The sequence below is a fragment of the Bifidobacterium phasiani genome, assembly GCF_019331775.1.
GTDB lineage: Bacteria > Actinomycetota > Actinomycetes > Actinomycetales > Bifidobacteriaceae > Bifidobacterium > Bifidobacterium phasiani.
In genome coordinates, this window is the sequence record NZ_JAHBBD010000003.1 from 13,869 (window position 1) to 38,778 (window position 24,910).

Sequence of the window (24,910 nt, forward strand, 5' to 3'; positions counted from 1 at the left end):
GGATGACCATGCAGAGAGCGACCATCGACGACGTGGCGCGTGCCGCCGGCGTCTCCACGTTCACCGTCTCCCGCGCGCTGCGCGGCAAGGAGCACGTCGCGGCCGCGACCCGGGCCAAGGTGCTCAAGGCCGCCGAGGAGCTCAACTACACCGCCTCGCGCTCCGCCGCCAGCCTGGCGAGCGGGCGCACGAACCGCGTCGCGCTGCTCTCCCGCGAGCGCGTCAGCGGCTGGTTCATCGGCGAGCTCATGGAGGGCCTGGTCGACGTCCTCGCCCCCGCCGGCTACGACCTGACCATCTACCGCATCGGCAGCGGCGAGGAGCGCTCCGGGTTCTTCACCAAGCTGCCCGCGAACCGCAACGCCGACGCGCTCATCGCCACGGGCTTCTCCGTCAACGACGACGAGAAGCAGGCGCTGATGCGCATGAACATGCCGATCGTCTCGGTCAACGCCTCGGACCTGACCTACTGCCAGGCGTCGATCGCCATCGACGACGAGGGGTCGGAGGCCTCCGTGGTCCGCTACCTCGCCACGCTCGGCCACCGCAGGCTGTGCTACGTCGGGCGCGTCGACCCGCTCACCGGCAACGACTGGGGCTTCGACGCCCGTACCCGCGGCTACCAGGACGAGGTCACCGAGCTCGGCCTGCACGACTGCGGCATGTACTTCGTCGACATGACCGACCGGCGGTCCATCCGGCAGACCGTGGCCTCGATCCTCGCGCTGCCCGAACGGCCGACCGCGCTGTGCGTGTGGTCCGACCAGCTGGCGGTCATCATCCTCAACGACCTGCGGTCGCTGGGCATCCGCGTGCCGCAGGACATCTCCGTGTTCGGCTTCGACGGCTCGGACGCCGCCACGACCGCCAACCTGAGCACGATGACCCAGCCGGCGCGGCAGATCGGCCGGCTCGCCGCTCAGCGCGCGCTGACGCTGATCGACGGCGGGACGCTCGACGAGACGCACACGGTCGTGCCCACCGCGCTCGAGCCCGGCGCGACCGCGGGTCCGGCGCCGGCGGACCGGTAGACGACGGGCGGGCCGCGCCGGCGGACGCGGCCGCGGGTCCGACTCGGCGGACCGTCAATCGGCATCCGAACCGCATGCTGGTCGGGCCGGCGAGTCAGGTGGCGGACCGAGTCACGTCGAGAGGTCAGGCTGCGCCGGCTGCTTGGGACATCCCGGCTGCCCGAACCGTCCCAGCCGATCGAAACACCCCGACCGACCGGACCGCACCTCCTTCGGCGTCGGTTTCGCCGGAATTTCACGGTGCGCTGTGCTACCGAACCGACACTGGGATCGGGCCAGTGTCGGTTCGGTAGCACAGCAGCGGCTGCTAAAACGCCTTTACCGACGCCGGCGGCAGCCACCCGCCGGCGGACGACGGAAAAGGCCCGGCGTTGCCGCCGGGCCGATGGAGGAAACCAACGGGAAAGGGACCGTTGGGCGTCCGGAGCGGGTCATCGGGGGAAACCGCACCCCTCCGCTGCTTCGGACACGAATGGACATGGGCCGTCCGCGGTTCACCCAGACGGATCAATCGCCGACGGACACATTGTACGGTGCCGAGGGACCGGAATCCGGCCCCTCAGGCCAATTCCGACGGACACATTGTGCGCGTTGGGGAATGACCGGACCGAACTGCCGGACCGGTCCCGGACGGACACATTGTGCGACTGGGACTCACCGATCCGACGGTTCCGGTCCCGCGCATCGCGCCGCTACTTGACCGCGCCGCGCATCACGCCGGAGATGACCCACTTCTGGGCGAAGACGTAGACGATGAGCACGGGGGCCATCGCCATCAGGTACGACGCGAAGGCCATCGGGTAGTTCGAGGTGAACTGGCTCTGGAAGACGTACTGCGCCAGCGGGATCGTCTGGTTGCTCTGGTCGGTCAGCGTGATCAGCGGCAGCAGGAAGTCGTTCCACGCCCACAGCACCGTGATGATCGCGATCGTCGAGTTGATCGGCCCCATCAGCGGGAAGATGATCGTCCAGAAGATGCGCCAGGTGCCGGCGCCGTCCACGCGGGCGGCCTCCTCCAGCGACACCGGGATCGAGCGGATGAACCCGATCGCGATGAACAGGTTCGAGCCCAGGCCGAGGATGGTGTACAGCAGCATCAGGCCGAGCTGGTTGTCCAGGTGCAGCGAGCCCATCTCGTGCGCGATCGGCAGCATGATGACCGTGAACGGCACGAACATCATCGCCAGGAAGAAGTAGTACAGGAAGCGGAAGAACCTCTTGTCCATGTTCCGGGCGACCGCGTACGCGACGAAGGTGTTCGTCAGCAGCGTCAGGCACACCGCGACCACGGTGATGATCGCCGAGTTGAGCGCCGCCTTCGGATAGTCGATGTAGTTCCACGCGTCGACGAAGTTGTGCCACTCCCACGTCGTCGGCAGGCTGAACGTGCCCGCCTCCGCCGGGGTCTTGAGCGCGGTGACGATCGTGAAGTACAGCGGGACGAGGATGGTCAGCGAGAACACGGCCACGACCGCGGTGAGCCACCAGTTGATCCGGTGGTCCTTGCGGAAGCCCTCCTTCTTGCCGGACCTGCGCGGCCTGCGGGTCGCGGCCGACTTGGTTGCACTGGTCATCAGATCTGCTCCTTGCTGCTGAAGAACTTCAGCTGAACGAATGCCAGAACGGCCAGGACGATGAAGAACGTCACGGCGTTCGCCATCTGGTAGGCGTACTCGCCGTTGCCGAGGCCGTTCGAGAAGATGAGGTACGAGACCGTTTCGGTCTTGGAGTCGGGTCCGCCGCCGGTCAGGGCGACCACCTGGTCGAACATGCCCAGCGCGCCCTTGAGGCTGAGCACCATGTTGATCGTGAAGAACGGGCCGATCAGCGGGAACGTGATCCGCCAGAACATCTGCCAGGCGTTCACGCCGTCGATCTCGGCGGCCTCGTAGACCTCGGTGTCGATGGTCTGCAGGCCGGCCAGGTACAGCAGCGTCGAATACGCCACGCCCTGCCAGACCGACAGGAACACGATCGGGAACCACGCCAGGTCGGGGTTGGTCAGCATCGACGTGGACAGCCAGTCGATGCCGAGCGCCTGGCCGAGCGCCGGCAGCGGCACCATGAAGATGTACTTGAACACGTAGCCGATGACCAGCACGCCCAGCGTGTACGGGATGAAGTAGATCGCGCGGAAGCCGTTCTTGAACGCGATGCGCGAATTGAGCAGCACCGCGAGGAACAGGCCCAGGAAGTTCTGCGCGATCGTGATGATCACCGCCATGACGATCGTGAACAGGTAGGCGTGGCCCACGCGGCTGTCGGAGAACATCGCGATGTAGTTCTTCAGCCCGATGAAGTCCCAGCTGCCGTAGCCCTGCGAGTTGGTCAGCGAGTAGAACGCGCCCTGCAGGAACGGCCAGTACAGGAAGATGCACACGAGGATCGCCGCCGGGACGGTCATCCAGTAGAACGCCGGGTCGACCTTGCGGGTGGAGAACCGGCTCACCTTCTTTTTCCTTGCGTTTGCCATGTCTGCCTCCTACCTGAAGTTACGGGCCTGGACTTTGTCGTATTCGGTCTGCATCGAGTCGAGGAACCGGCCGACGTCGCCGCTGGTCACCAGGGTCTGCAGGAAACCGCCGGTGTTGATGCTCGCCGGCACGTAGTGGTCGCAGAAGTCGGTGATGCGGTTCTCCGCGAAGAACGGCAGCACGTTCTCCAGCGCGGGCTCGCCCACGTAGGTCTCCTTGAGCGGGCCGAACGCGGACTGGTTGTCGCAGTAGTCCTCGATCGTCGACTCCTCCATCAGGAAGTCGACGAACTCGCGCGCCTCGTCGTAGTGCTCGGTGTGCGCGCCGATCGTCAGCATCACGTCGTCGCCGGCGGTGAGCTTCTGCTCGTCGGGGTCGTCGGTCGCCGGCATCTGCGCGAACACCAGGTCCATGTCCTCGTCGATCAGCCGCACCTGCGGGATGGCGTAGGTGCCCAGCGGCAGGATCGCGGCCTTGCCGTTGGCGAAGTCCTGCGTGGCCTGCGTGTAGGTGACCGAGGGGTTGGCCTGCGTGTAGTTCTGGAAGATCTCGACGAGCTTCTCGGACACCGGGCGCCACAGGTCGGCGAAGGTCTTGGTGCCGTCCTTGAGGTACTGGTATTCGCTTTCCGGCACCAGCGTCGAGTTCAGCGACGACAGCGGCGCCTGCAGCGTCCACGAGTCGGCCAGGCTCGCCTCGACCGGGGTGATGCCGGCGTCCTTGAAGGTCTGCAGCATGTCGATGAACTCGGTCCAGGTGGTGGGGGGGTCATACGGGTCCAGACCGACCGACTTCCACAGGTCGACGTTGATGATGTAGCCGGAGGCGTTGCCCGCGTACGGGATCGCATACAGCCGCTTGGCGTCCGGGTCGTCGGTCTGCACGAGGTTCCGGGCGATCTCGACCATGCCCTCGTTGAGCTCGTCGACGATCGGGTCGTCGGTGAAGTCGTGGAAGACGCCGGCCTCGGCCAGCAGGCCGAAGTTGATGTCGCCGTTGATCGTGATGACGTCGGGCTCGCGATCCTTGACCAGGCGGGTGCGCAGGTCGGTGACCGCGTTCGGGGAGTTGTTCACCGTGATCCTGATGTTCGGGTGGGTCTGCTCGAACTCGTGCGCCTTCTGCGTGAACCAGTCGCTGGCCTCGGTCTTGTACTGGAAGAAATCAATCGTCACCGTGCCGGCGCTGTCGGCACCGCACCCGGCGAGCGACACCCCCAACGCCAGCGCGACCGCGGCGCCGGCGGCGCGGCGCAGCCATGCCGGCCCTCGCCCCGCGCTTGCCCGCCGCTCCGTGCGGAAATCAGGTTGCATATCGACTCCTTTATCTCCTATCCTCGGCCGGGGCGTCGTTACCCCGTCCACGGCCAACGTTGCCACCGCGCGGTTTTGTTTCCCAGTTTTGGCGAGTCCCCGGCGCAACGGCGGCGAACCTCCCGTTTTTTCTTTCCGTGCGCAAGAAAACGCCTATACTGAAGACGGATTCCGAACCGACAAGGGGGCGCCCATGGCCACATCCGACACCGCATTCACGCCGACGGCACGATTCGGCGACCTTCCGGTCATGGCGATGCCCCGCTGGTTCCAAGGTTCGGAGCACACCCACCGCGTGGCCGCCGACGTGCTCAAACACGGCCCGATCTCACGCACCTCGCTGGCGCAGTCGCTGGGGCTGTCGCAGGGCGCGCTGTCGCGCATCACCAGCGACCTGATCTACGCCGGGGTCATCGAGGAGCTGCCCGCCGGCGACGCCGACCGCACACAGTCCCGCGACCGCCGCGGCCGCCCGCAGACGGCGCTGGCGATCCGGGCGCAGGACCGCACCTTCATCGGCGTCAAGATCCACACCCATCTGGCCGTCGCCGTCGCCATCGACGCGCGCAGCCGGATCGTCTCGCACAGCCACGTGCGCGAGTTCGACAGCCAGACGCCGCAGTCGCTCGCCCCGCTCATCGCGCGGCTGGCGGACGAATGCGCCGCCGAGCTGACCGCGCAGGGGCTGCCCGCGCCCACCGCCATCGGCATCGCGATCGGCGGGCACGTGCTCGACCATACCGTCATCACCTTCGCGCCGTTCCTGCACTGGGAGGGCACGGTGCCGCTCGCCGCGCTGGTCGAGCGCGAGGCCGGGCTGCCGACCCGGCTGTTCAACGACATCGACTCGCTGCTCATCGACGCCTGCTGGTTCGGCGGCGGCGTCGGGCACGACGCGTTCGCGGTGCTGACGATCGGCACCGGCATCGGGTATTCGCTGGCGTTCCACGGCGAACCGCTGGACTACCCGGACAAGACCTACGGCCTGGCCGGGCACATCCTCGTCGACCCGGAGGGGCCGCGCTGCACCTCCGGCCACCTCGGCTGCTCGCAGTGCCTGACGAACAACGCCATCGCCGAGGAGTACTCACGGCAGATCGGACAGGCCGTCACCTTCGACGACTTCCGGCGCGACGCCCTCGCCGGACGGCCGCAGGCGACCCGTCTGGTCGACCGCACCTGCTTCCGGCTCGGCGTGTTCATCGCGACCGTGGCCAACCTCGCGATGCCGGACAAGGTGATGATCGCCGGGGAGTCGGCGTTCATCGCGCAGCTCGGCACGACCTCGATCCGCGACGGCATCGCCACGTACCGGCACAGCCAGAGCGCCCCCGTGCCGTTCGAGATCGTCGAGCACGACTGGGCGCTGTGGGCCAAGGCCGCGGCCAGCCGCGTGCTCATCCAGCATCTCGAACGGCAGTAGGCCGCTCCCCTATTCCTTTACCGCCCCGAACAGCACGGCCTGCGCCGGCTGAGCCGCCAAGCGGGAAGTCCAGTGGACTTCCCGCAGGCGAAGTGCCGAGGCGTCAAACGAACGGCCCAGTGGGGCGCTCGTAGCCGAGGTGCGCAGCCGCCAAGGCTGCGAAGTACGCGCGACAGCGCGTAACCGCCAAGGCTGCGAAGGCATCCGGCACAGGCCGTCCGTCATTCCTTGACGGCTTCAAAAAGGACGGCCTGCGCCGGATGCAGCGCCGGCGGGCGGATGCCGTAGGTCTCCAGCGCGCGGCCGGTCATCGCCACGCCGTCCTCGGTCCACCAGCCGAGCGGGCTCTGGCCGTTCCCGGACCACCCCAGCTCCAGGTTCACGCCCAGCGGCCGAACGCGGTACGTCGCCTCCGGGTCGAGTCCGGGCAGGCGCACCGGACCGGCCGGGTACGTCATCGACGTGGTCAGCTGCGTGAAGCGGTACACCGCGCGCCGTCCGTCGGCGCTGACGACGCCGTCCAGACGCACGGCCGGATCGCCCTCGTCGCCGTGCACGACCGCACCCGTCGCGAAGTCGGCGCGGTGGCGCTTGAACTCGGCGACCCAGCGGCCGAGCTTGTCGATGTCCGCCTGCGGCTCCTTGAGCAGGTTCCATTCGATGCCCATATGCCCGAAGAACGCCATGCACATGCGCAGCTCCTGGCTGGTGTCGCGGTGGGTCGAGTGCGCGGGCGAGGCGCCCACGTGCTCGCCGATCATCTCGGGCGGCACCAGCAGCGAGGTGTACCGCTGGATGTCGGCGCGCTCCACCGGGTCGACGCAGTCGGACGCCCAGATGCGGTCGGCGATCTCCAGGATGCCGACGTCCACGCGGCCGCCGCCGGACGAGCAGCTTTCGATCTCCAGCCCCGGATGCGCGTCCTTGAGCCCGCGGAAGATCCGGTAGACGGCGAGCGTCTGCTCGTGCACCGCGGGCCGGCCGGTGCGCGGCGACACGGCCTCGGTCACCAATCGGTTGTGGTCCCACTTGATGTAGTCGATGCCCAGCTCGTCGATCAGCCGGTCCATGCAGCCGTAGACGTAGTCGTACGCCTCGGGGTTGGTCAGGTCGACGACCTGCTGCGAGCGCCCCTGCATCGGCAGGCGGGTCGCGGTGGGCCGCAGCGTCCAGTCGGGGTGGGCGCGGAACATCTCGGAGTCGGGGTTCACCATCTCGGGCTCGAACCACAGGCCGAACTCCATGCCCTTGCCGTGCACGTAGTCGGCGAGCGCCTTGAGGCTCTTCGGCCCCTGCGGCCAGACCTCCGGCGCGATCCACCAGTCGCCCAGGCCGGAGGTGTCGTCGCGGCGGGAGCCGAACCAGCCGTCGTCGACGACGAAGCGCTCGACGCCGCTTTCCACGGCCTTGTCGGCGAGCGCGGTCAGCGTGTCGTAGTCGTGCCCGAAGTACACCGCCTCCCAGGTGTTGAGGATCACCGGGCGCGGCTTGGCCGCGATGTTCGGGTGGCGGGAGCGCAGGTAGGCGTGGAAGCGCGAGGCCACCTCGTTCAGGCCGTCGCCGTACGAGCCGTACACCCACGGGGTCTCGTAGGATTCGCCGTGGGCCAGCGCGATCTCGCCGCCGAACAGGTACTCGCCGCCGCCGATGACGCCCTGCGTGTACACCGCGCGCTCGGCGGACAGCATGCTGTTGCCGCTCCAGCCCACATGGACCGAGTACACCTCGCCGTGCTCGAAGCCGAATCCCGGCGCGCCCGCGGACAGCAGCAGCGAGGCGTCGAAGTCGGGGCGGCCGACGACGGAGACCTTCTCGAACCGGCCGACGTTCAGGGCCTGGCGCTGCGGGGAGCGCTCGCGCAGGTGGTGGCCGGCCGTGGTCATGACCTCGCGCGCCCAGGCCGGGACGGAGAAGCCGAGCTCCACGCGGCCGACCTCGAGCTCGCCGTCGCCCAGGTTGCGCACCTCGGCGCGCACGCGCAGCAGGCCGGAGGGGTCGAGTTCGGCGGTCCACACCAGGCCGACCTGCAGTTCGGCGTCCTGCGCGGCCACGACGACGCGGGGCCGGTCGCCGTCCTCCGTGGCGACGTCGGTGACCGCGAACCGGCAGAACAGCTCGACGCCGTCGCGGCGCAGGCTCAGCCGCGGCTCGCCCGTCCAGCTCTCCGACTGGGTCGGCAGCACGCTCGGCCACGGGGTGTCGTCGAGCGCGCCGGAGACGCGCTGCGGGCGGTACGCGTCGGCCGTCGACAGCACCGTCTCCGGCGCCGCGAGCGGCCTGCCCCAGTGCGTCAGCCGGGGCAGCCCGTCGCCGGGGAACACCAGCGCGCATGCGACGTTCGCCGGCGCCTGCTCGAGATATACGGCGGAAAGTGCGGTCCCGTCGGATGCGGAACCCTGGAATGTTGCAATGCGCGTCATCGCACAACCTCTTTCTTGGCAAAACGGTTCGATACCGATAGTTCGATGGTACGGCGGCGGCCTTTCCTTGACCTGAACCGGAGTGTTCCCGGTTACGGAAAGAAATGCCGTCCGACCTGCGGAGGCGCCCCCGTCGCGGCGACACGCGCGGTATACACTGGCGTTGTCCGCGCGACGGGCGCGGCTTTTTCAAGGGACGAGACGGAAGGGACGGCATGGAGGAGCAACGCGGCGCAGGGCGGGGCATCGGATCGGTCGCGGCGCTGATAGCCGTCGGGCTGGCGTCGGGGCTGCTGTCGGGACTGTTCGGCATCGGCGGCGGCACCGTGATCGTGCCCGCGCTGGTGCTGGTCGGGCTGTCGCAGCGCCATGCGGCCGCCACGTCGCTGGCCGCGATCATTCCGACCTCGGTCTCCGGCGTGGTCTCGTACGCCACGGACGGCGACGTCGACTGGGTCGCCGCGCTGCTGCTGGCCTGCGGCATGGTCGTCGGCTCGCAGATCGGCAGCTGGCTGCTGGCGCGGCTGCCGGAGCTGTTCCTGCGGTGGATGTATGCGGTGTTCCTGGTGTTCGTCATCGTCTCGCAGCTGGTGTTCACGCCGTCGCGCGACGCGGCGATCCGGCTGAGCGTGCCGATGGGCGTGCTGCTGGCGCTGCTGGGCGTCGTCATCGGGGTGCTGCCGGGGCTGCTGGGGATCGGCGGCGGCGCGGTGGCCGTGCCGGCGCTGTCGCTGCTGTTCGGCGCCTCCGACCTGATCGCCCGCGGCACCTCGCTGCTGGCGATGTTCCCCAGCGCGATCGCCGGCACCGCGGCGAACTGGCGGCGCGGCATCGTGCATCTCAAGCACGGGCTGATCATCGGCGTGGCCGCCGCGCTGGCGGCGCCGCTGGGCACGATGGCCGCGGGCGCGCTGACGCCGCGCATGGGGGCGAATCTGTTCGCCGTCTACCTGGCGGTGCTGCTGGTGCGGTGCGTGTGGACTGCGCTGACGATCACGCCGGGCGTGCGGGAGCGGCTGGCGCGGCGCTGACGGCGCGGCGGAAAACGACCGGCAGACGGTAAGACAGGGCGGGTTGGGCGCGCACCGGCCGCGGTCGGGCCGAGGCCTACACCCACCGGCGGCGCGGTCGGCGGCGGAGGCCGCGCGGCCCGGTGCCGCGGCGCGATTCCGCATTGTCGCCCGGCTATTTTCTTGCGCCGCGCAGGCAATTACCGCCGGGACGCAAAAAAATCGGCCAGAATGCGCGCGCAGTCGCCCTCGCGCATGCCGCCGACGACCTCCGGCGTATGGCCGATGTGCGGGTCGCGCGGGATGTCCCACACCGAACCGCAGGCGCCGAGCTTGGCGTCCCACGCGCCGAACACGATGCGGCCGACATGCGTCTGCAGGCAGGCCCCGGCGCACATCGGGCACGGCTCCAGCGTGACCACCAGCGTGCAGTCGGCCAGGTTCCAGGCGCCGCGGGCCGACGAGCGCCGCGCGGCCGCCCGCCGCATCGCCAGCACCTCCGCATGGGCGAGCGGGTCGGCGTCGGCCTCGCGGCGGTTGCGCCCCTCCCCGACCACGGTCCCCGTCGCGTCGAGCACGACGGCGCCGACCGGCACCTCGCCGTCGGCGGCCGCCTCGCCGGCCAGCGCAAGCGCCCGATCCATCGCCTCGTCTATCGTCATGCCGGCCAGTCTACCCGCCCCGCCGCCTCACCGCCCGCCGGCGGCCCGGCCCCTCCCGGACGGCGCGCCGGATCCCGCCGGCATGACGGCCGGGAACGACACAGGTCATCGCGTCGCAACAGCGCCGGACGTATCGTAGAAATGAAGCCGCGGGCGCAACTACCTTACGGTGTTTACCATTTTTATCATCGTCGCCGCGCGCGGACGCCCGAACATCACACGTCAAGGTCGAAGGGAGACTTATGAGCACGTTCACGCTGATCCTGTGCATCCTGGCGGCGGTCGTGCTCTCCTCGTTCCTCAGCCGGTTCATCCCGAAGGTCTCCACCCCCCTGGTGCAGATCGCGCTCGGCATCGTCGCCTCGCAGCTGCCGTTCTTCCCGGACACCGACCTCGACCCGGAGCTGTTCATGGTGCTGTTCATCGCGCCGCTGCTGTACCTCGAGGCGCACGAGATCGACAAGTCGTCGCTGCTGAAGTCGCTGAAGATCTCGCTGTCGCTGGCCATCGGCCTGGCGATCGCGACGATGGCGGCGGTCGGCCTCACAGTCAACACGTTCTGGCCCGCCATCCCGCTCGCCGCCGCGTGCGCGCTCGGCGCCGCGCTCGGGCCGACCGACGCGGTCGCCGTGTCGTCGCTCGGCAAGGAGGCCTCGCTGACCCAGCGCCAGCTCGGCGTGCTGCAGGGCGAGTCGCTGTTCAACGACGCCTCCGGCATCGTCGGCTTCCAGTTCTCCATCCTCGCCGCGGTGACCGGCACGTTCTCGATCGGCGAGGCCGCCGGCGAGTTCGCCCTGTCGTTCGTCGGCGGCACGCTGCTGGGCCTGGCCATCGGCATCGTGGTCAACTGGGTGTTCGAGACGATCCGCTCGCTCGGCTGGGAGACGACCACCACGCGCATCCTGATGGAGCTGTTCCTGCCGTTCCTGCTGTACCTGGCCGCCGAGGACATCGCGCACGTCTCCGGCATCCTCGCCGTGGTCGCCTGCGGCCTGTTCGTGCGCTTCGACCACACCGGCGTCGGCCCGAACGTGGCCCGCACCAACATCGTGTCGAACAGCGTGTGGACGGTGCTCTCGTTCAGCCTGAACGGCGCCGTGTTCATCCTGCTCGGCATGCTGCTGCCCGACGCGATGAGCCGCAGCTGGGAGGACCCGGGCGTCAGCAACACGATGCTGATCGAGGTGATCCTGCTGGTCTCGGCGGTGGTGATCGGCATGCGGTTCCTGTGGGTGTCGCTGATGCTGCGCATCACCAAGGACGAGCACACCGGGCAGCGGCGGCGCATGACGCCGGAGCGCTGGCGGTCGGCGGCCGTCATGACCTTCGGCGGCGCGAAGGGCACCATCACGCTGTCGCTGATGCTGACCATCCCCTACTTCCTGTCGTCCGGCGAGCTGTTCCCGATGCGCGACGAGCTGATCTTCATCGCGTCCGGCGTCATCATCGTCACGCTGCTGCTCGCCAACTTCCTGCTGCCGCTGATCGCGCCGAACCGGTCCACGGACAACTCCGCCGAGATCAACTCGATCACCATCGAGGTGCTGCGCCAGACCGTGGAGGAGCTCACCCGCCGCGTCACGCCGGAGAACCGCCGCGCCGTGCTCATGGTCATCGACTCCTACACCAAGCGCATCACGCGGCTCAAGCAGCGCATCGGCGACACCGACCCGCAGGGCTACGAGCAGCTGCAGATCGACGCGCTGCACTGGGAGAAGGACTACGTCAAGGAGCATCTGGCCGCGATCCGCCAGCATCCGCTCGGGGACGCGCACGAGCAGGAGCTGGAGGTCGAGGCCTGCGAGCGCATGCTCGACCAGATCATGAACACGCTGCGCCACGCCTCGGCGAACTCGTCGCGGTCCGGGCGCGCGGTCTCGCAGTTCCGCGGGCGCTTCCGCGCGCTGCAGCGCCGCGTCATCGCGCTGGTGCGCCGCCTCGACAGCAAGATCCGGCGCACGACGCCGCTGATGAACGAGAACGAGCTGCTGGTCCGGGTCCGCCGGCTGCAGACCGAGGCGATCGAATGCGTGATCAACCGCCTGTACGACGAGATCCGCCGCGACAACTACAACACCGAGCACTGCTCGTCGCTGCTGCTGGACTACCGTCGCGCGGACTCGGCGCTGCGCTCCCGCCCGACCGCCGAGGGCAGCACGGCGGCGCTGAGCATGGCCGAGGACGTCAAGCGCGAGAGCTACGGCATCGAGCTCGGCGTCATCCAGGACATGTTCGAGGCCGGCGACATCAGCCGCGCGCAGGCGCGTGCGCTGCGGCGCAACGTCTATGTGATGAGCGTGGACGCCGATTCGAGCATGTGACGTCGGCCGTCACGGCGGCCGACGCACGGAGGCCCGTCCGCCGAGGCGCCGCCATGCCAAGGCAGCCGCAAAACGGCCGGCGGCGTACCCCGCCGGCCGTCACAGCACGCCGGACGCGATGTCGTGCGCGACCAGCCACTGCCGGAGGTCGGCGAACTCGTCGAGGTTCACCGCATGGTCCAGGCCCCGGTACCGCCGCGACGACAGCCAGGCGTGCTCCTCCAGCCACGCCTCGGTCGCCTGCAGCTCGCTGCGCGGGATGACGCCGTCGCGGTCGCCGTACCCGTAGAACACCGGGATCTCGAGTTCGGCGATGCGGCCGTCCGCCGGCGCCGTGCCCTCCACACGCCCCGGCGCCAGGAATCCGGACAGGCTGACCGCCGCGCGGTACCGCTCCGGGTGCACGCGCAGCAGATGGACCGCCAGCAGGCCGCCCTGCGAGAACCCGAGCGGCACCACGTCGCGCTCCGCCGGGACGTTGGCCGCCACCCACCTGTCGATCGCCACGGCGGCCGCGTACGCGTCGCGGTCCAGATCGTCGCCGGCCGGCACGGCGTCGTGCAGCCACGAGTACGCGCCCGCGCCGAAGCCGAACTCCCCCGCGCCGGACCCCTGCAGCACCAGCGGCGCGCGCAGCGACGCGTAGTCGTTGTACGGCGCGACGTAGCGCATCAGGTCCGCGAGGTCCTCCTCGTTCGACCCCCAGCCGTGCAGGCACAGGAACATCGGGCGCCCGGGCGCGGCGTTCCCGCCGCCCCGGGAGAAGACGGCGCGCGCGACCGTCAGCGGCTCGCCGAAGCGGCCCGGCACCACCGTGGATTCGCGGCCGACATGCGGCTCGTACGATTCAAGTTCGCTCATACCCCACCACTATATCCGCTGCGGGCGCGCCGGCCGGCGGCCGTCCCTCCGCCCCGCGGACGGCGGCGCCGTCCGCTCGACGCATTGCCCGCGCTCCCGGCCGACGACGATAGAATGCAGCTATCGCGCGACGCCACGCGCGGATCGATGGAACAAGGAGGTTGCCATGAAGGATTACTTCGGTTATGCGGGCACGACGGCGGTCGTCACCGGGGCCGCCAGCGGCATGGGCCGGGCGACTGCGGAGATGCTGGTCGACCTGGGCGCCGACGTGTACGCGCTCGACCGGGCCGACATCCCCGTGCCCGGGGTGAAGGCCGCGATCCACACCGATCTGGGCGTCAGGGACTCCATCGACGAGGCGTTCGCCCGGATCCCCGACCATATCGACTCGTTCTTCGGCATCGCCGGGGTATCCGGCAGCAACTGCGATTTCCTGACCACCACCAAGATCGACCTGATCGCCAACAAGTACATCTGCGAGAAGATCCTGCCCGGGCGCATGAGCGAGGGCGGCGCCATCGCGTTCATCACGTCGACCGGCGGGGTCGGCTGGGAGCTCGAGGGCAACAAACAGGTCTACCTGCCGGTCGTGCAGGCGGACGGATGGGACGGCGCGGTAGCCGCGGTCGAGGGCTCGGTGCTGGCGCATCTACCCGGCACGCTCGGCTATCCGTTCTCGAAGATGGCGATGAACTACTACGTCGCCCAGCTGCAGGCCGTCTACGCGTCCCGGGGCATCCGGGTGAACGCCGTGCTGCCCGGGTCCACGTCGAGCGGGCTGTCCGACGAGTTCGCGCGGATGAGCGGCGGCGAGGAGAGCCTGACCAGGCACAACGGCTACAGCAACCGCCTCGCGCGCCCCGAGGAGATGGCCGCGCCGGTGGTGTTCCTCAACAGCGCCATGGCCTCGGACGTCTCGGGCGAGCTGATGATCGTGGACTACGGCTATACGATCGAGCGCACGGCCGGCATCGTGCAGGAGCCGCCGATCGAGTTCTCGGCGATACTCGAGCAGATCGCGAAGGCCGCGCAGCAGCAGTAGCGGGTCGGCGGCGCAAGGCCGGACGACGGCGCAAGGCCAGGCGACGGGCAAAGCGGGGGTCGGCGCGGGCGGGCGGCGGCGCCAAGCCGAACGGCCGGTGAAGCGGCCGGCGGCGGCGGATGCACGTGGGCGCCAGCATCCGGCGATTGCGGCGAGCCGTCGGCCGCGGCCATCTTCCGCAACCCGCGCACGGGCGCAGGCGCATGTGCCGCGGCTTGGAGAGGCAGTTGCCTTAGGTGTAGCGGATTCGGGCCCTTGCAGACATCCATCTGCATTAGGTGAGGCGCCCGGACGGCCATACCCCTGGGTATGGATGGCGGCATTCCGCCATCCATACTCGGGGTGGGCCGGATATGCCGCCTCACATAACGCAGATAGGTGTCTGCAGCCGCCCGAATCTACCGCACATAATCCAGTTACCCGCAGATTCCCACAGATTCCCGTCTCGCGGTGCGCCCGGCGTGCGCCGCGAGACGGGGCAGGCCACGCAATCCGACCATCGCCGGCGTCGATCGGGGGCCGGTGAGCAACGAGGCGCCCTAGGATTCCTGATCGGATACGGCCCGCGCCTCCGTCTGGCTCATGTACTCGCCGTCGAAATCGGGATTCCCGATTGGATACGGCTCGCACCCCTCCAGCGTCGGTTGTGGTTGATGAACAACGATGCGACTGCGTTTTACCCGACGCTGGGCGATTCCCAGTGTCGGTTCGGTAGCACAGGTGCCGCCGCAAGTGCCACCGAACCGACGCCCGGGCGGAACAGACGACCGGGACGCGCGCAACACGCCCGGATGAGACCAACAAGAAGAACATGCTGCAGACCATCGCGCACACAACACGCGCCCGGACAAGACCCGCATCGCAACCCTTAGCCTTAAACACCGCATTCGGCCCCACGGCCGGGCATAGGCCCACGTGTCGTCGCCCCGCACCCCGTCCCTGGCCGCACAAGAAAGAACCCCGGTGGGGAGACCACCGGGGCGAGAAAGGAGAGAGAAGAAGAAAGGGTTCAATTGTCGGGAACTGCTGCGGCTCCTGATCAGCTTGTGCTGACAGTTATTATGTAACCACCCGTTTCTGTGCGCAGGTCTGAAGTTTTCTGATAACTTCCTGAGAATTATGACATTCCGGTGAACGTGACGCGCCTCATCGGCGCCATTCCCCCATTTCGACGTCATTTCCCTGACACCGGCCGTCGCGCCGGGTCCAGGCGTTAGACTTGAGGCAGAGCCAACCGTATGCCGCCGGCGAACACACCCATGCTCGGCGATGACGAAGGAGAATCGATGCTGCTGTCCGACCGTGACATTCTCGCCGCCCAGGCCGACGGCCATATCTCGCTTGACCCGTGGACGCCCGAGATGGTGCAGCCCGCCTCCATCGACGTGCGGATCGACCGGTTCTTCCGGCTGTTCAACAACCACGCCTACACCTACGTGGACCCGGCGGAGAACCAGGGCGCGCTCACCGAGCAGTTCGAGGTCGCCCCGGACGAGCCGTGGATCCTGCACCCCGGCGAGTTCGCGCTCGGCTCCACCTGGGAGTACGTCAAGCTCGACAGCACGATTGCCGCGCGCCTGGAGGGCAAGAGCTCGCTCGGCCGGCTCGGCATCCTGACGCATTCGACCGCGGGGTTCATCGACCCCGGATTCGAGGGGCACATCACGCTGGAGCTGTCGAACGTGAGCACGCTGCCGGTCAAGCTGTGGCCGGGCATGAAGATCGGCCAGATGTGCTTCTTCCAGCTGTCCTCGCCCGCGGAGCACCCGTACGGCTCCAAGGAGACCGGCTCGCACTACCAGGGCCAGCGAGGCCCGACGCCGAGCCGCTCGTACGAGAACTTCTACCGGGCCGTCATCGACGACTGACCCGCCCCGGGCGCATGCCACCCGGCCCGCCCGGCCTCCCGGCGACGGAAAAGCCGCACACCCGGTTCGGGATGTGCGGCTTTTCGTTATGGTTCAGGCGCCCGCATCCTCACCCGCTACGCCTCCGGGCGCCCCGGAGACGCGGCGGGGTGGGCGACGCGGGCGATCAGTCGCGCAGCGCCTTGCCGCGGGACTTGTCGATCGCGCGCATCACGGCCTTGTAGATCTCGGAGGCGATGAGCACGATCGCGGCCAGGCAGATGCACTCGACCCAGGCCATCGGCTGCAGCGGCGTGGTGCCGAACGCGGTGTTGAGGAACGGCACGTAGATCACGAGCAGCTGCAGCACGATCGAGATGCCGATCGCGCCCCACAGCCACTTGTTCGCGAACAGGCCGACGAACGCGGACTGGCGGGCCGAACGCGAGGCGATCGCGTTGAACAGCTGGGCGAACACCAGGATCGTGAAGCCCATCGTGCGGGCCTCGGTCAGCTGCGCCTCGTGGCCGAGCGCGTCGACGGAGCGGTCGGTGAACAGGCCGCCGGACAGGTGCATGTCCATGCCGATCAGCGTGACCGCGGCCATGATGATGCCGATGAACGCGATGTCGATCCACATGTCCTTGTCGATGACATGGTCGGTGAGCCGGCGCGGGCGACGGTTCATCACGTCCTCGGTCTGCGGGTCGACGCCCATCGCCAGCGCCGGGGCGGCGTCGGTGAGCAGGTTGATCCACAGCAGCTGGGTGGCGAGCAGCGGCACGGTCACGCCGACCGAGCCGGGCTGCGTGATGCCGAGCACGCCGGCGAGCATGACGCCGCCGAACACGGTGAACACCTCGCCCACGTTGGAGCTCAGCAGGTAGCGCAGGAACTTGCGGATGTTGTCGAAGATGCCGCGGCCCTCGCGCACGGCGGCGACGATGGTGGAGAAGTTGTCGTCCGCCAGGATCATCTTGGCGGATTCCTTCGTCACCTCGGTGCCGGTGATGCCCATGGCCACGCCGATGTCGGCGGTCTTGACGGCCGGGGCGTCGTTCACGCCGTCGCCGGTCATCGCGACGATGTTGCTCTGGCGCTGCAGCGACTCGACGATCTTGAGCTTGTGCTCCGGGGCCACGCGGGCGTACACGGACACCTCGGAGGTGGCCTTGTCGAACTCCTCCTCGGAGCCCATCGCGTCGAGCTGGTCGCCGGTCAGCGCCTTGCCGTCCTTGGCGATGATGCCGAGGTCGGAGGCGATGCGGGCGGCGGTCAGCGGGTGGTCGCCGGTGATCATCACGGTGCGGATGCCGGCGCGGCGGGCCTCGGCGACCGAGTCGCGCACCTCGGTGCGCGGCGGGTCGATGATGCCGACCATGCCGGTCCAGATCAGATCCTTCTCGATGATGTCGCTCTGCTCGGCGATGTCGGAGACCTCGCCGGCGGCGTTGGCACGGATGCCGGGCAGCTTGGAGAGCGACTTGGTCTCCAGCGGGCGGTAGGCCTCGCCCAGCGTGCGGTAGGCCTCGCCGGACAGGCGCTCGACGTCGGCGAGGATGTCCTGGCGGTCGCCGTCGGTGAGCGGGCGGACCTGGTTGCCCACGGCGATGCGCGAGCAGAAGCCCAGCAGCACGTCCGGGGCGCCCTTGGCGAACACGGTCAGGTTGCCGTTGTCGGTGTTGTCCTTGGCGATGACGGACATGCGCTTGCGCTCGGAGGTGAACGGCACCTCGGCGACGCGCGTGAAGCGCTCGGCGGCCTTGTCGGCCTTGGTCTTGCGGGCCGCGACGATCAGCGACACCTCGGTCGGGTCGCCGACGATCTCCCACTTGCCGTCGGCGTTCTGGCGCAGGTCGCCGTCGTTCGCGAGCGTGCCGGCGACCAGCGTCGACAGCACCTCGGCGTGGGTCTGCTCGCTCAGCTCGGCGCCGTCCGCGCCGACCATCCGACCGACCGGCTCGTAGCCGGTGCCGGTGATCGAGGCCTCGCCGGAGGGGGTGACCACGCGCTCGACGGTCATCTCGTTGCGGGTCAGCGTGCCGGTCTTGTCGGAGCAGATCACGGAGGCGGAGCCCAGCGTCTCGACCGAGCTGAGCTTCTTGACGATCGCGTTGTGCTTGGCCATGCGCTGCACGCCGAGCGCCAGCACCACGGTCATGATGGCGGCCAGGCCCTCCGGCACGGCGGCCACGGCCAGCGAGACGGCCAGCAGCAGCGAGTCGATGATGTCATGGACGCTGTGGAAGCCCTCGGTGACGAACAGGGCGACGATCACCAGCACGGCGATGACGCACACGGCGATGCCCAGCACCTTCGAGACGCGGGCGATCTCCTTCTGCAGCGGGGTCGCCTCGTCGTCGGTCTGCGAGAGCATGTCGGCGATCTTGCCGACCTGCGTGTTCATGCCGGTGCCGGTCACGATCGCGCGGCCGGTGCCCTGCGTGACGGACGTGCCGTTGAACACCATGTTGGCGCGGTCGCCCAGCGCCTTGGCGGACGCCAGCGTGTCGGGCTTCTTGCCGACCGGCACGGATTCGCCGGTCAGGCTGGCCTCGGCGATGCGCAGGCTCGCGGCGGCGAACAGTCGGCCGTCGGCCGAGACGGTGTCGCCCTCGCCGAGCACGACGATGTCGCCGGGGACCACGTCGGCGGTGCTGACGCGCGCGACCTGGCCGTCGCGCAGCACGGAGGTCTGCGGAGCGGTCATCTGGGCCAGGGCCTCGACGGCCTGTTCGGCGCGGGCCTCCTGGATGTAGCCGAGCACCGCGTTGACGATCAGGATCAGCACGATCACGATCGCGTCGAACGGCAGCGCCTCGCCCCCCTCCTCGCCGGGGGCCATGTTGGCGCGCTCGACGAACCAGGCGATCAGCGAGATCGCGGTGGCGGCGAGCAGCAGATAGACCAGCGGGTCCTGGAACTGCGCCAGGAACTTCTTCCATTTCGGCACCGGCGGCGCGCTGGCCAGCTCGTTCGGGCCGAACTTGTCAAGACGGCGCTTGGCTTCGTCGGAGCTCAGGCCGGTGGCCGGGTCGACGTTCAGCGCCTTGGCGACCTCGTTCGCATCGGTGAGCGACGGATCGACGTCATGCAGCAGTGATTCCTGTAGTTTCGTGCTTTCGGACACGACGGCTTGATCAGTTGCCTGATCGACCATAGTTGTTCTCCTCGGTCAGCCGCGGAGTAGTCAGTCCTCACGACGCGCGACGGAATCGGGTTCTGCGGGCGTCGTGGCAAGACTGCGCGGTTATGGACGCCGGGGCATGTGCCCTCGGCGCATATACTGCCATTATTTCACACGGCCCGAACCGCGTTCCGCCCAGAGCACGCCGCGCGCGCCTCCCCCGGCGGCCCTCCGGGGCCCATGCGGCGATGCGGTTCCGGGTGCACGGTTTCCCGCCATCCGATCCGCGGTGACGACCATACACCCATGACACATTGTGCGCGTGCGTCCTGTTGCGCGGGCTGCGTCAGCACCCCGGCGGCGTCCCGCCGGCATCCCGGAAACGCCGGTTTGATTTATACGAGAATTATCGTACGATATTTCTCGTAGGTTTCCACGAGAAACGTCGTAGAATATCCAACAGAGGCGCCGGCCCACCGGCGCAACCACAAGAAAGGAGCGGACCATGGACGATACGACCGCAGGCACGACCACGGCGGGCACCGCTCCGCAGCAACCGAACCAGGCCGGCACGGCGGACGAGGCACGGCGCGTGGACGGGGTCGCCCAGCTGCGCGCGGTGTCGCATCCCACCCGCCTGCGCATCATCTCGCTGCTCGGCGGCGCCGGCCCGATGACCACCGGCGCGGTGGCCGAGGCGATCCACGAGACCGTCGGGACCGTCAGCTACCACCTGCGTCTGCTGGAGCAGAACGGCCTGATCGACAAAGTCCCCTCGCCGGACGGCGACCGACGCAAAAGCTACTGGGCCGTCCCGCAGGACGGCATCACCGTGAACCTCGACCGGCACACGCTCCCCACGTCGGGCGAGGCGCTGCTGCATGCGGCGCGCCAGAACCGCGACCGGGCCTATGACCGGTTCCTGCACGCCGCGCAGGACCTGCCCCAGGAATGGTCGAGCGCCCGGGACATCGACTTCGTCACGCGGCTGACCGCGCAGGAATGGAGCACGATGCTCGACGAACTCGCCGCGTTCATGGGCCGCTGGGAGGCCATCGGCCGCCGCCACACGGACGGCGACGACTCCCGGATGGTGATGACCGTGCTCACCAGCTTCCCCTACGAGCCGTAGGCCGCCGCCGCACCGCCGTCACGCGCCCTCGACGCGGCATCGCTCGGCGGCGGAATCCCGCGTTTTTTCTTCCGACATCCCCGATACCCAGGCGCAAGCCATGCCCGTTTCCGGCCGTCGACCGTTGCCGCGCCGCGATCCGCACGTGCACGGCGCTTCGGCGAACCGTCCCAGCGGCCAGCGCCACGACAACACCCAGAACCGACAGCCGACAAGGAATCACCATGGAACCCCACACACAGTCGAGCGACACGACCGAAGCATCGAACGGCGACCGAACCACGTGCACCGGACGCCCGCCACGCGCGGCGCAACCATCGCGCGATACCCACCTAACGCACAATGTGCCCTCGTCCGCCGAGCGGCAGGCACCCGCCGCCCAAGCATCGCAGGCCGCCCAAACGGCACCCGCCGCCGTCGCACCGCCCGTCACCGACGCGGCGACCACCGCCCCGCCGCATGACGCCCAGCCATCCGACGCCCGACCAGACAACACCGCAGACCCGTCGCCGTGGAGCAGCCCGCAGTACCGCAGCTGGTTCACCGCCGACACCGCCTCGGCCGTCGGCGCGGCGCTCAAGGGCTTCGCTATCGCTCTGATCGCCTTCTCGCTGTGCGGCTCGGTGGTCATGGCCGGGTGGGTGACCACCGCGGCGGCGATCGCCGGCCAGGTCACCGGCCTGTTCGGCGGCACCGTGGTGGACCGGCACAACCGCAAGCGCCTCGTCATCGTCAACGCGGCGGCCGGCGCCATGCTGTGGGGCGTCATCACCGTGCTGCTCGCCGCCGGCGCGCTGCCGTTCGCGCTGTTCGCCACGCTGGTGGTCGCCGTCTCCGCGATCAACGGCCTGCTCGGCGGCGCGACGAACGCGCTGCTGCGTTCGATCGTCGAGCCGGCCGCCTATCCGAAGGCGCAGACCACGAACCAGGCGCGCGACTCGGTCATCCAGCTCGCCGGATCGCCGCTGGGCGGGCTGCTGTACGCCGTCACGCCGTGGCTGCCGTTCGCGGCCGCCGCCTTGATGTACGCGATCTCCGGGGTCAGCGCCACGCGGATCGCCGTCAGCGAGCGCATCCGCGAACGCCTGACGGACAAGGCCTCACGCCCCTCGTTCGTCCATGATTTCACGGCGGGCTGGGCGTGGGTGATGCGCCGTCGCCGGGTCGTCATCATGATCGTCATCGCCTCGCTGATCAACTTCGGCATCAACGGCGTCATCGGCGCGGCCGAGCTGCACCTGGTGGGCACCGGCACCGACTCGGTCCGCATCGGGGTGTGGAACGCGGTCGCCGGCGTCGGCATGCTGATCGGCGCGCTCATCGCCTCGAAGCTGGTCACCCGCGTCTCGGTCGGCGGCGGTGTGCTGCTGCTGTCGGTCATCGAACCGCTGACGCTGCTGCCGCTGCTGTTCACCGACAGCTATCCGGCGATCCTGCTGTCGACGCTGCTGGTCGCCCTGCCGGTGCCGCTGGCCAGCGCGCTGCTGTCCGGGTTCATGTTCACCAAGACCCCGCAGGAGATGCAGGGGCGGCTCGGCTCCGTGGTCAACGTCATGGCGACGCTGCCGATGGCGTTCTGCTCGGCGCTGGCCGGCCAGCTGCTCGCCTCGTTCGGGTTCGCCGTGGCCGTGGCGGTGTTCATGGCCGTTCTGGCGGCCAACGTCGTCATCGTGCTGGCGGCGCCGTCCGTCCGTCGGCTGCCCGCCGCCGACCGGTGGGCGCAGACCGAGCTGTAGCCCGGCGCACGACGCCGGGCGCGGCGCCGAGCGCGCGTCAGACCGCGACCTCCTGCAGGCTGCGGGTGCTTTCGCGCTCGCGCGAGCGGCGCGTCGCCCACATGCCGAACGCGACGAGCGCCAGCAGCGCCGTGCACGCCACCCACAGCGTGCGCCCGCCGGCGTGGCTGATGACCCAGCCGCCGGCCAGCGGCGCGAACGCGATAGACAGCGACTGCAGCACGTTGTACACGCCCTGGTAGGTGCCGCGCGCCTGCGCCGGCGCCATCGCCGCCACCGTCGTCGTGGCGATCGGGAACGTGCCGAGCTCGCCCAGCGTCCACAGCACGGTGGCGAGCGCGAACCCGCCCCACGAGTCGGCCACGATCTGCAGCGCGTAGCCGGCCACGGTCACGGCCAGGCCGCAGACGAGCACGCGCGAGTTGCCCATGCGGCGGAACAGCCGCATCATCGGGATCTGCAGCAGGCACAGCATGCCGCCGTTGATGCTCAGCAGGATCGAGTACTCGCCGGTGCCCATGCCCAGGTCGGTCATCGCGATCGGCAGGCTGCTGGTGCTCTGGAAGTAGGCGATGAAGTAGCCGAACATCAGCATGACGAACGCAAGGAACGGCACGTCGGAGAGCACACGGCGGTAGTTGGACAGCATCGACGCCCCGGCGGGGGCCGCCGCGTCCGGCCCCGAGGGCTCCGCGGGGGCCGCGCCGGCGCCCGCACGATTCCCGCAGGCCTCGCGCCCGCCGCCGGCGGCCGGGGCCAGCAGGCCGTGCACGCGCGCCTCGTGGAAGAACACGGCCAGCAGCGCCGTCACGCCGACCAGCACCGCGGCCTCGACGTAGAACATCAGCGCGTAGGAGACCCGCACCAGCTGGTTGGCGACGACCGGACCGATCGCGTAGCCGAAGTTGATCGCCCACGACTGCAGCGTGTAGGCGCGCTGCCGGCTCTCGGGCGGCACCACGTCGGCGATGTACGCGGCGATGGCCGGGCTGGCCAGCGAGGAGACCGCGCCGTAGGCGAACAGCGCCACGCCCAGCGCGACCGGATCGGCGAGCGCCGAGACGACCAGCAGCGTCGCCGCGGCGCCGAGCTCGCCGACCACGATCATCGGCTGGCGCCCGAAGCGGTCGGACAGCGCGCCGCCGAACAGGCAGCCGACGATCGAGCCGAAGCCGTACATCGACACGACGGTGCCGACGACGCCCTCGTCGATATGCAGGTCGGACACCAGGTAGATCGACAGGAACGAGGTGACGAAGCGGCCCATCCACAGGATCAGAATCGCCAGCCACAGCCCCCAGTACAGCATGGGCAGCCCGAACGGGGCACGGCGCGCCCCGGCGCCCTTCGTCGATACGGCCATCTCGCTCTCCGTCGTCGTCTCTCGAACCTGTCAGTACACAAACCAGACCAGTGTATATCGGCGCGCGTCCGGCGCGCCCGCGCCCGCCCGGCCGCGCGGGCGCGCCGGTTGAGGGGTGCTGGGAGAATGGAACCTATGGTTACGAAGAAAGGACCGACCAAGGGGTCGGGTGGCAAGCATCGCAACGCGCTCAGGGGCAAGGGGCCGACGCCCAAGGCCGAGGACCGCGTCTACCACAAGGCGTACCGCGCCAAGAAGGCCGCGGACCGCCGCAAGATGGCCGACCCGCGACTGGCCGCACGCCGTCGCGCGGCCAAGTTCACGTCGGACTCCGACGATCTGGTCATCGGCCGCAACGCCGTGCTCGAGGCGCTGCGCGTCGGCGTGCCGTCGTCGACGCTGTACATCGCGACCCGCATCGAGCACGACGACCGCACGCGCGACATCGTGCGCCTCGCCGGCACGCAGGGGCTGAACCTGATGGAGGCCGACCGCCTGGAGATGGACCGCCTCGCGCGTTCCAGCAACCACCAGGGCGTGGTGCTCAAGGTGCAGCCGTTCCAGTACAGCTCGCTGCACGAGCTGGTCGAGCGCGCCGACAAGAAGGCCAAGTCCCTGGACGGCGTGAACTCGCAGGCCATGCGCCTCGCCTCGCGCCCGCTGTTCATCGCGCTCGACGGCGTGACCGACCCGCAGAACCTGGGCGCCGTAATCCGTTCCGCCGCCGCGTTCGGCGCGAACGGCGTCATCCTGCCGGAGCGCCGCTCGGCCTCGGTGACGGCCGCCGCGTGGAAGGTGTCGGCCGGCGCGGCCGCGCACATGCCGGTGGCGCGCGTGGTGAACCTGACCAAGGCGATCGAAAGCCTCAAGGAACGCGGCTACTATGCGGTCGCGCTCGACGGCGGCGGCGACAAGCTCGTCGGCGAGACCGGTTTCGAGACCGATCCGCTGATCGTGGTGCTCGGCTCGGAGGGCAAGGGCGTCAGCCGCCTGGTCCGCGAGACGTGCGACGCGGTCGCCGGCATCCCGATCTCCGACATGGTGGAGTCCCTGAACGCGTCCGTCGCCGCGGGCATCAGCCTGTACGCGGTCGCCCGCGCCCGCCGCGAGGCCGCGGCGGCGCAGTAGACGTTCCGTCCGCTCTC

Annotated in this window: 17 protein-coding genes; 9 read left to right on the forward strand and 8 right to left on the reverse strand. The window is 69.2% G+C overall.

Features of this window, described 5'->3' with window-relative positions; all coding sequences use genetic code 11:
• Positions 1-8 precede the first annotated feature (8 nt).
• Entirely contained in the window at positions 9-1,031 is a 1,023-nt protein-coding gene (locus KIH73_RS01960; protein ID WP_219080012.1) for a LacI family DNA-binding transcriptional regulator, read from the forward strand.
• 692 nt (positions 1,032-1,723) lie between these two features.
• Here the strand turns inward: KIH73_RS01960 and KIH73_RS01965 are convergent.
• From KIH73_RS01965 to KIH73_RS01975, 3 genes are read right to left on the reverse strand one after another with little or no spacing between them, the layout of a single operon-like run.
• Positions 1,724-2,605, reverse strand: coding sequence for a carbohydrate ABC transporter permease (locus KIH73_RS01965; RefSeq protein WP_219080014.1), 882 nt, complete (start codon positions 2,603-2,605; stop codon positions 1,724-1,726).
• Positions 2,605-3,504, reverse strand: a complete 900-nt coding sequence (locus tag KIH73_RS01970; RefSeq protein ID WP_219080016.1) for a carbohydrate ABC transporter permease — start codon at positions 3,502-3,504, stop codon at positions 2,605-2,607. The genes KIH73_RS01965 and KIH73_RS01970 overlap by 1 nt, the downstream gene beginning before the upstream one ends.
• A gap of 9 nt (positions 3,505-3,513) precedes the next feature.
• The gene (locus KIH73_RS01975; RefSeq protein WP_219080018.1) at positions 3,514-4,818 is read right to left on the reverse strand and encodes an ABC transporter substrate-binding protein; all 1,305 of its coding nucleotides are present in this window, start codon (positions 4,816-4,818) and stop codon (positions 3,514-3,516) included.
• A gap of 250 nt (positions 4,819-5,068) precedes the next feature.
• On the opposite strand from KIH73_RS01975, the gene KIH73_RS01980 reads away from it, so the two are divergent.
• The gene (locus KIH73_RS01980) at positions 5,069-6,241 is read left to right on the forward strand and encodes an ROK family protein (RefSeq protein ID WP_219080193.1); all 1,173 of its coding nucleotides are present in this window, start codon (positions 5,069-5,071) and stop codon (positions 6,239-6,241) included.
• A 221-nt stretch (positions 6,242-6,462) separates the two neighbouring features.
• Here the strand turns inward: KIH73_RS01980 and KIH73_RS01985 are convergent, their stop codons facing one another.
• Positions 6,463-8,661 (reverse strand): alpha-galactosidase, encoded by a 2,199-nt coding sequence (locus tag KIH73_RS01985; RefSeq protein WP_219080020.1) that lies wholly within the window; start codon positions 8,659-8,661, stop codon positions 6,463-6,465.
• Positions 8,662-8,876: 215 nt separating this feature from the next.
• Here KIH73_RS01985 and KIH73_RS01990 point away from each other — a divergent pair, with 215 nt between their 5' ends.
• Positions 8,877-9,692, forward strand: a complete 816-nt coding sequence (locus KIH73_RS01990; protein WP_219080022.1) for a sulfite exporter TauE/SafE family protein — start codon at positions 8,877-8,879, stop codon at positions 9,690-9,692.
• A 179-nt stretch (positions 9,693-9,871) separates the two neighbouring features.
• Here KIH73_RS01990 and KIH73_RS01995 read toward each other — a convergent pair whose 3' ends face one another.
• The gene (locus tag KIH73_RS01995; protein WP_219080024.1) at positions 9,872-10,333 is read right to left on the reverse strand and encodes a nucleoside deaminase; all 462 of its coding nucleotides are present in this window, start codon (positions 10,331-10,333) and stop codon (positions 9,872-9,874) included.
• Positions 10,334-10,575: 242 nt separating this feature from the next.
• On the opposite strand from KIH73_RS01995, the gene KIH73_RS02000 reads away from it, so the two are divergent.
• Positions 10,576-12,654 (forward strand): cation:proton antiporter, encoded by a 2,079-nt coding sequence (locus KIH73_RS02000; protein WP_219080026.1) that lies wholly within the window; start codon positions 10,576-10,578, stop codon positions 12,652-12,654.
• Positions 12,655-12,753: 99 nt separating this feature from the next.
• Here the strand turns inward: KIH73_RS02000 and KIH73_RS02005 are convergent, their stop codons facing one another.
• Positions 12,754-13,515 carry an alpha/beta hydrolase gene (locus KIH73_RS02005; RefSeq protein ID WP_219080028.1) on the reverse strand — a complete coding sequence of 254 codons (762 nt, stop codon included), beginning with the start codon at positions 13,513-13,515 and terminating at the stop codon, positions 12,754-12,756.
• 166 nt (positions 13,516-13,681) lie between these two features.
• Here KIH73_RS02005 and KIH73_RS02010 point away from each other — a divergent pair, with 166 nt between their 5' ends.
• Together KIH73_RS02010 and dcd are read left to right on the forward strand one after the other, a co-directional pair.
• Positions 13,682-14,560, forward strand: coding sequence for an SDR family oxidoreductase (locus tag KIH73_RS02010; RefSeq protein ID WP_219080030.1), 879 nt, complete (start codon positions 13,682-13,684; stop codon positions 14,558-14,560).
• Positions 14,561-15,846: 1,286 nt separating this feature from the next.
• Positions 15,847-16,428, forward strand: a complete 582-nt coding sequence (gene dcd, locus KIH73_RS02015) for a dCTP deaminase (RefSeq protein WP_219080032.1) — start codon at positions 15,847-15,849, stop codon at positions 16,426-16,428.
• Positions 16,429-16,594: 166 nt separating this feature from the next.
• On the opposite strand, the gene KIH73_RS02020 is transcribed toward dcd, so the two are convergent.
• Positions 16,595-19,567 carry a cation-translocating P-type ATPase gene (locus KIH73_RS02020; protein WP_219080035.1) on the reverse strand — a complete coding sequence of 991 codons (2,973 nt, stop codon included), beginning with the start codon at positions 19,565-19,567 and terminating at the stop codon, positions 16,595-16,597.
• Between the two features lie 472 nt (positions 19,568-20,039).
• On the opposite strand from KIH73_RS02020, the gene KIH73_RS02025 reads away from it, so the two are divergent.
• Complete coding sequence (locus KIH73_RS02025; protein WP_219080037.1) at positions 20,040-20,666, forward strand: helix-turn-helix domain-containing protein; 627 nt, start codon at positions 20,040-20,042, stop codon at positions 20,664-20,666.
• Between the two features lie 344 nt (positions 20,667-21,010).
• On the forward strand, positions 21,011-22,402 hold the full coding sequence (locus KIH73_RS02030) for an MFS transporter (protein WP_219080039.1): 1,392 nt from the start codon (positions 21,011-21,013) through the stop codon (positions 22,400-22,402).
• 37 nt (positions 22,403-22,439) lie between these two features.
• On the opposite strand, the gene KIH73_RS02035 is transcribed toward KIH73_RS02030, so the two are convergent.
• Positions 22,440-23,765 (reverse strand): MFS transporter, encoded by a 1,326-nt coding sequence (locus tag KIH73_RS02035; RefSeq protein WP_219080041.1) that lies wholly within the window; start codon positions 23,763-23,765, stop codon positions 22,440-22,442.
• Positions 23,766-23,900: 135 nt separating this feature from the next.
• Here KIH73_RS02035 and rlmB point away from each other — a divergent pair, with 135 nt between their 5' ends.
• Positions 23,901-24,893: a 23S rRNA (guanosine(2251)-2'-O)-methyltransferase RlmB gene (gene rlmB, locus KIH73_RS02040; protein WP_219080043.1), complete on the forward strand. Its 993-nt coding sequence runs from the start codon at positions 23,901-23,903 to the stop codon at positions 24,891-24,893.
• The last annotated feature ends 17 nt before the right edge of the window (positions 24,894-24,910 follow it).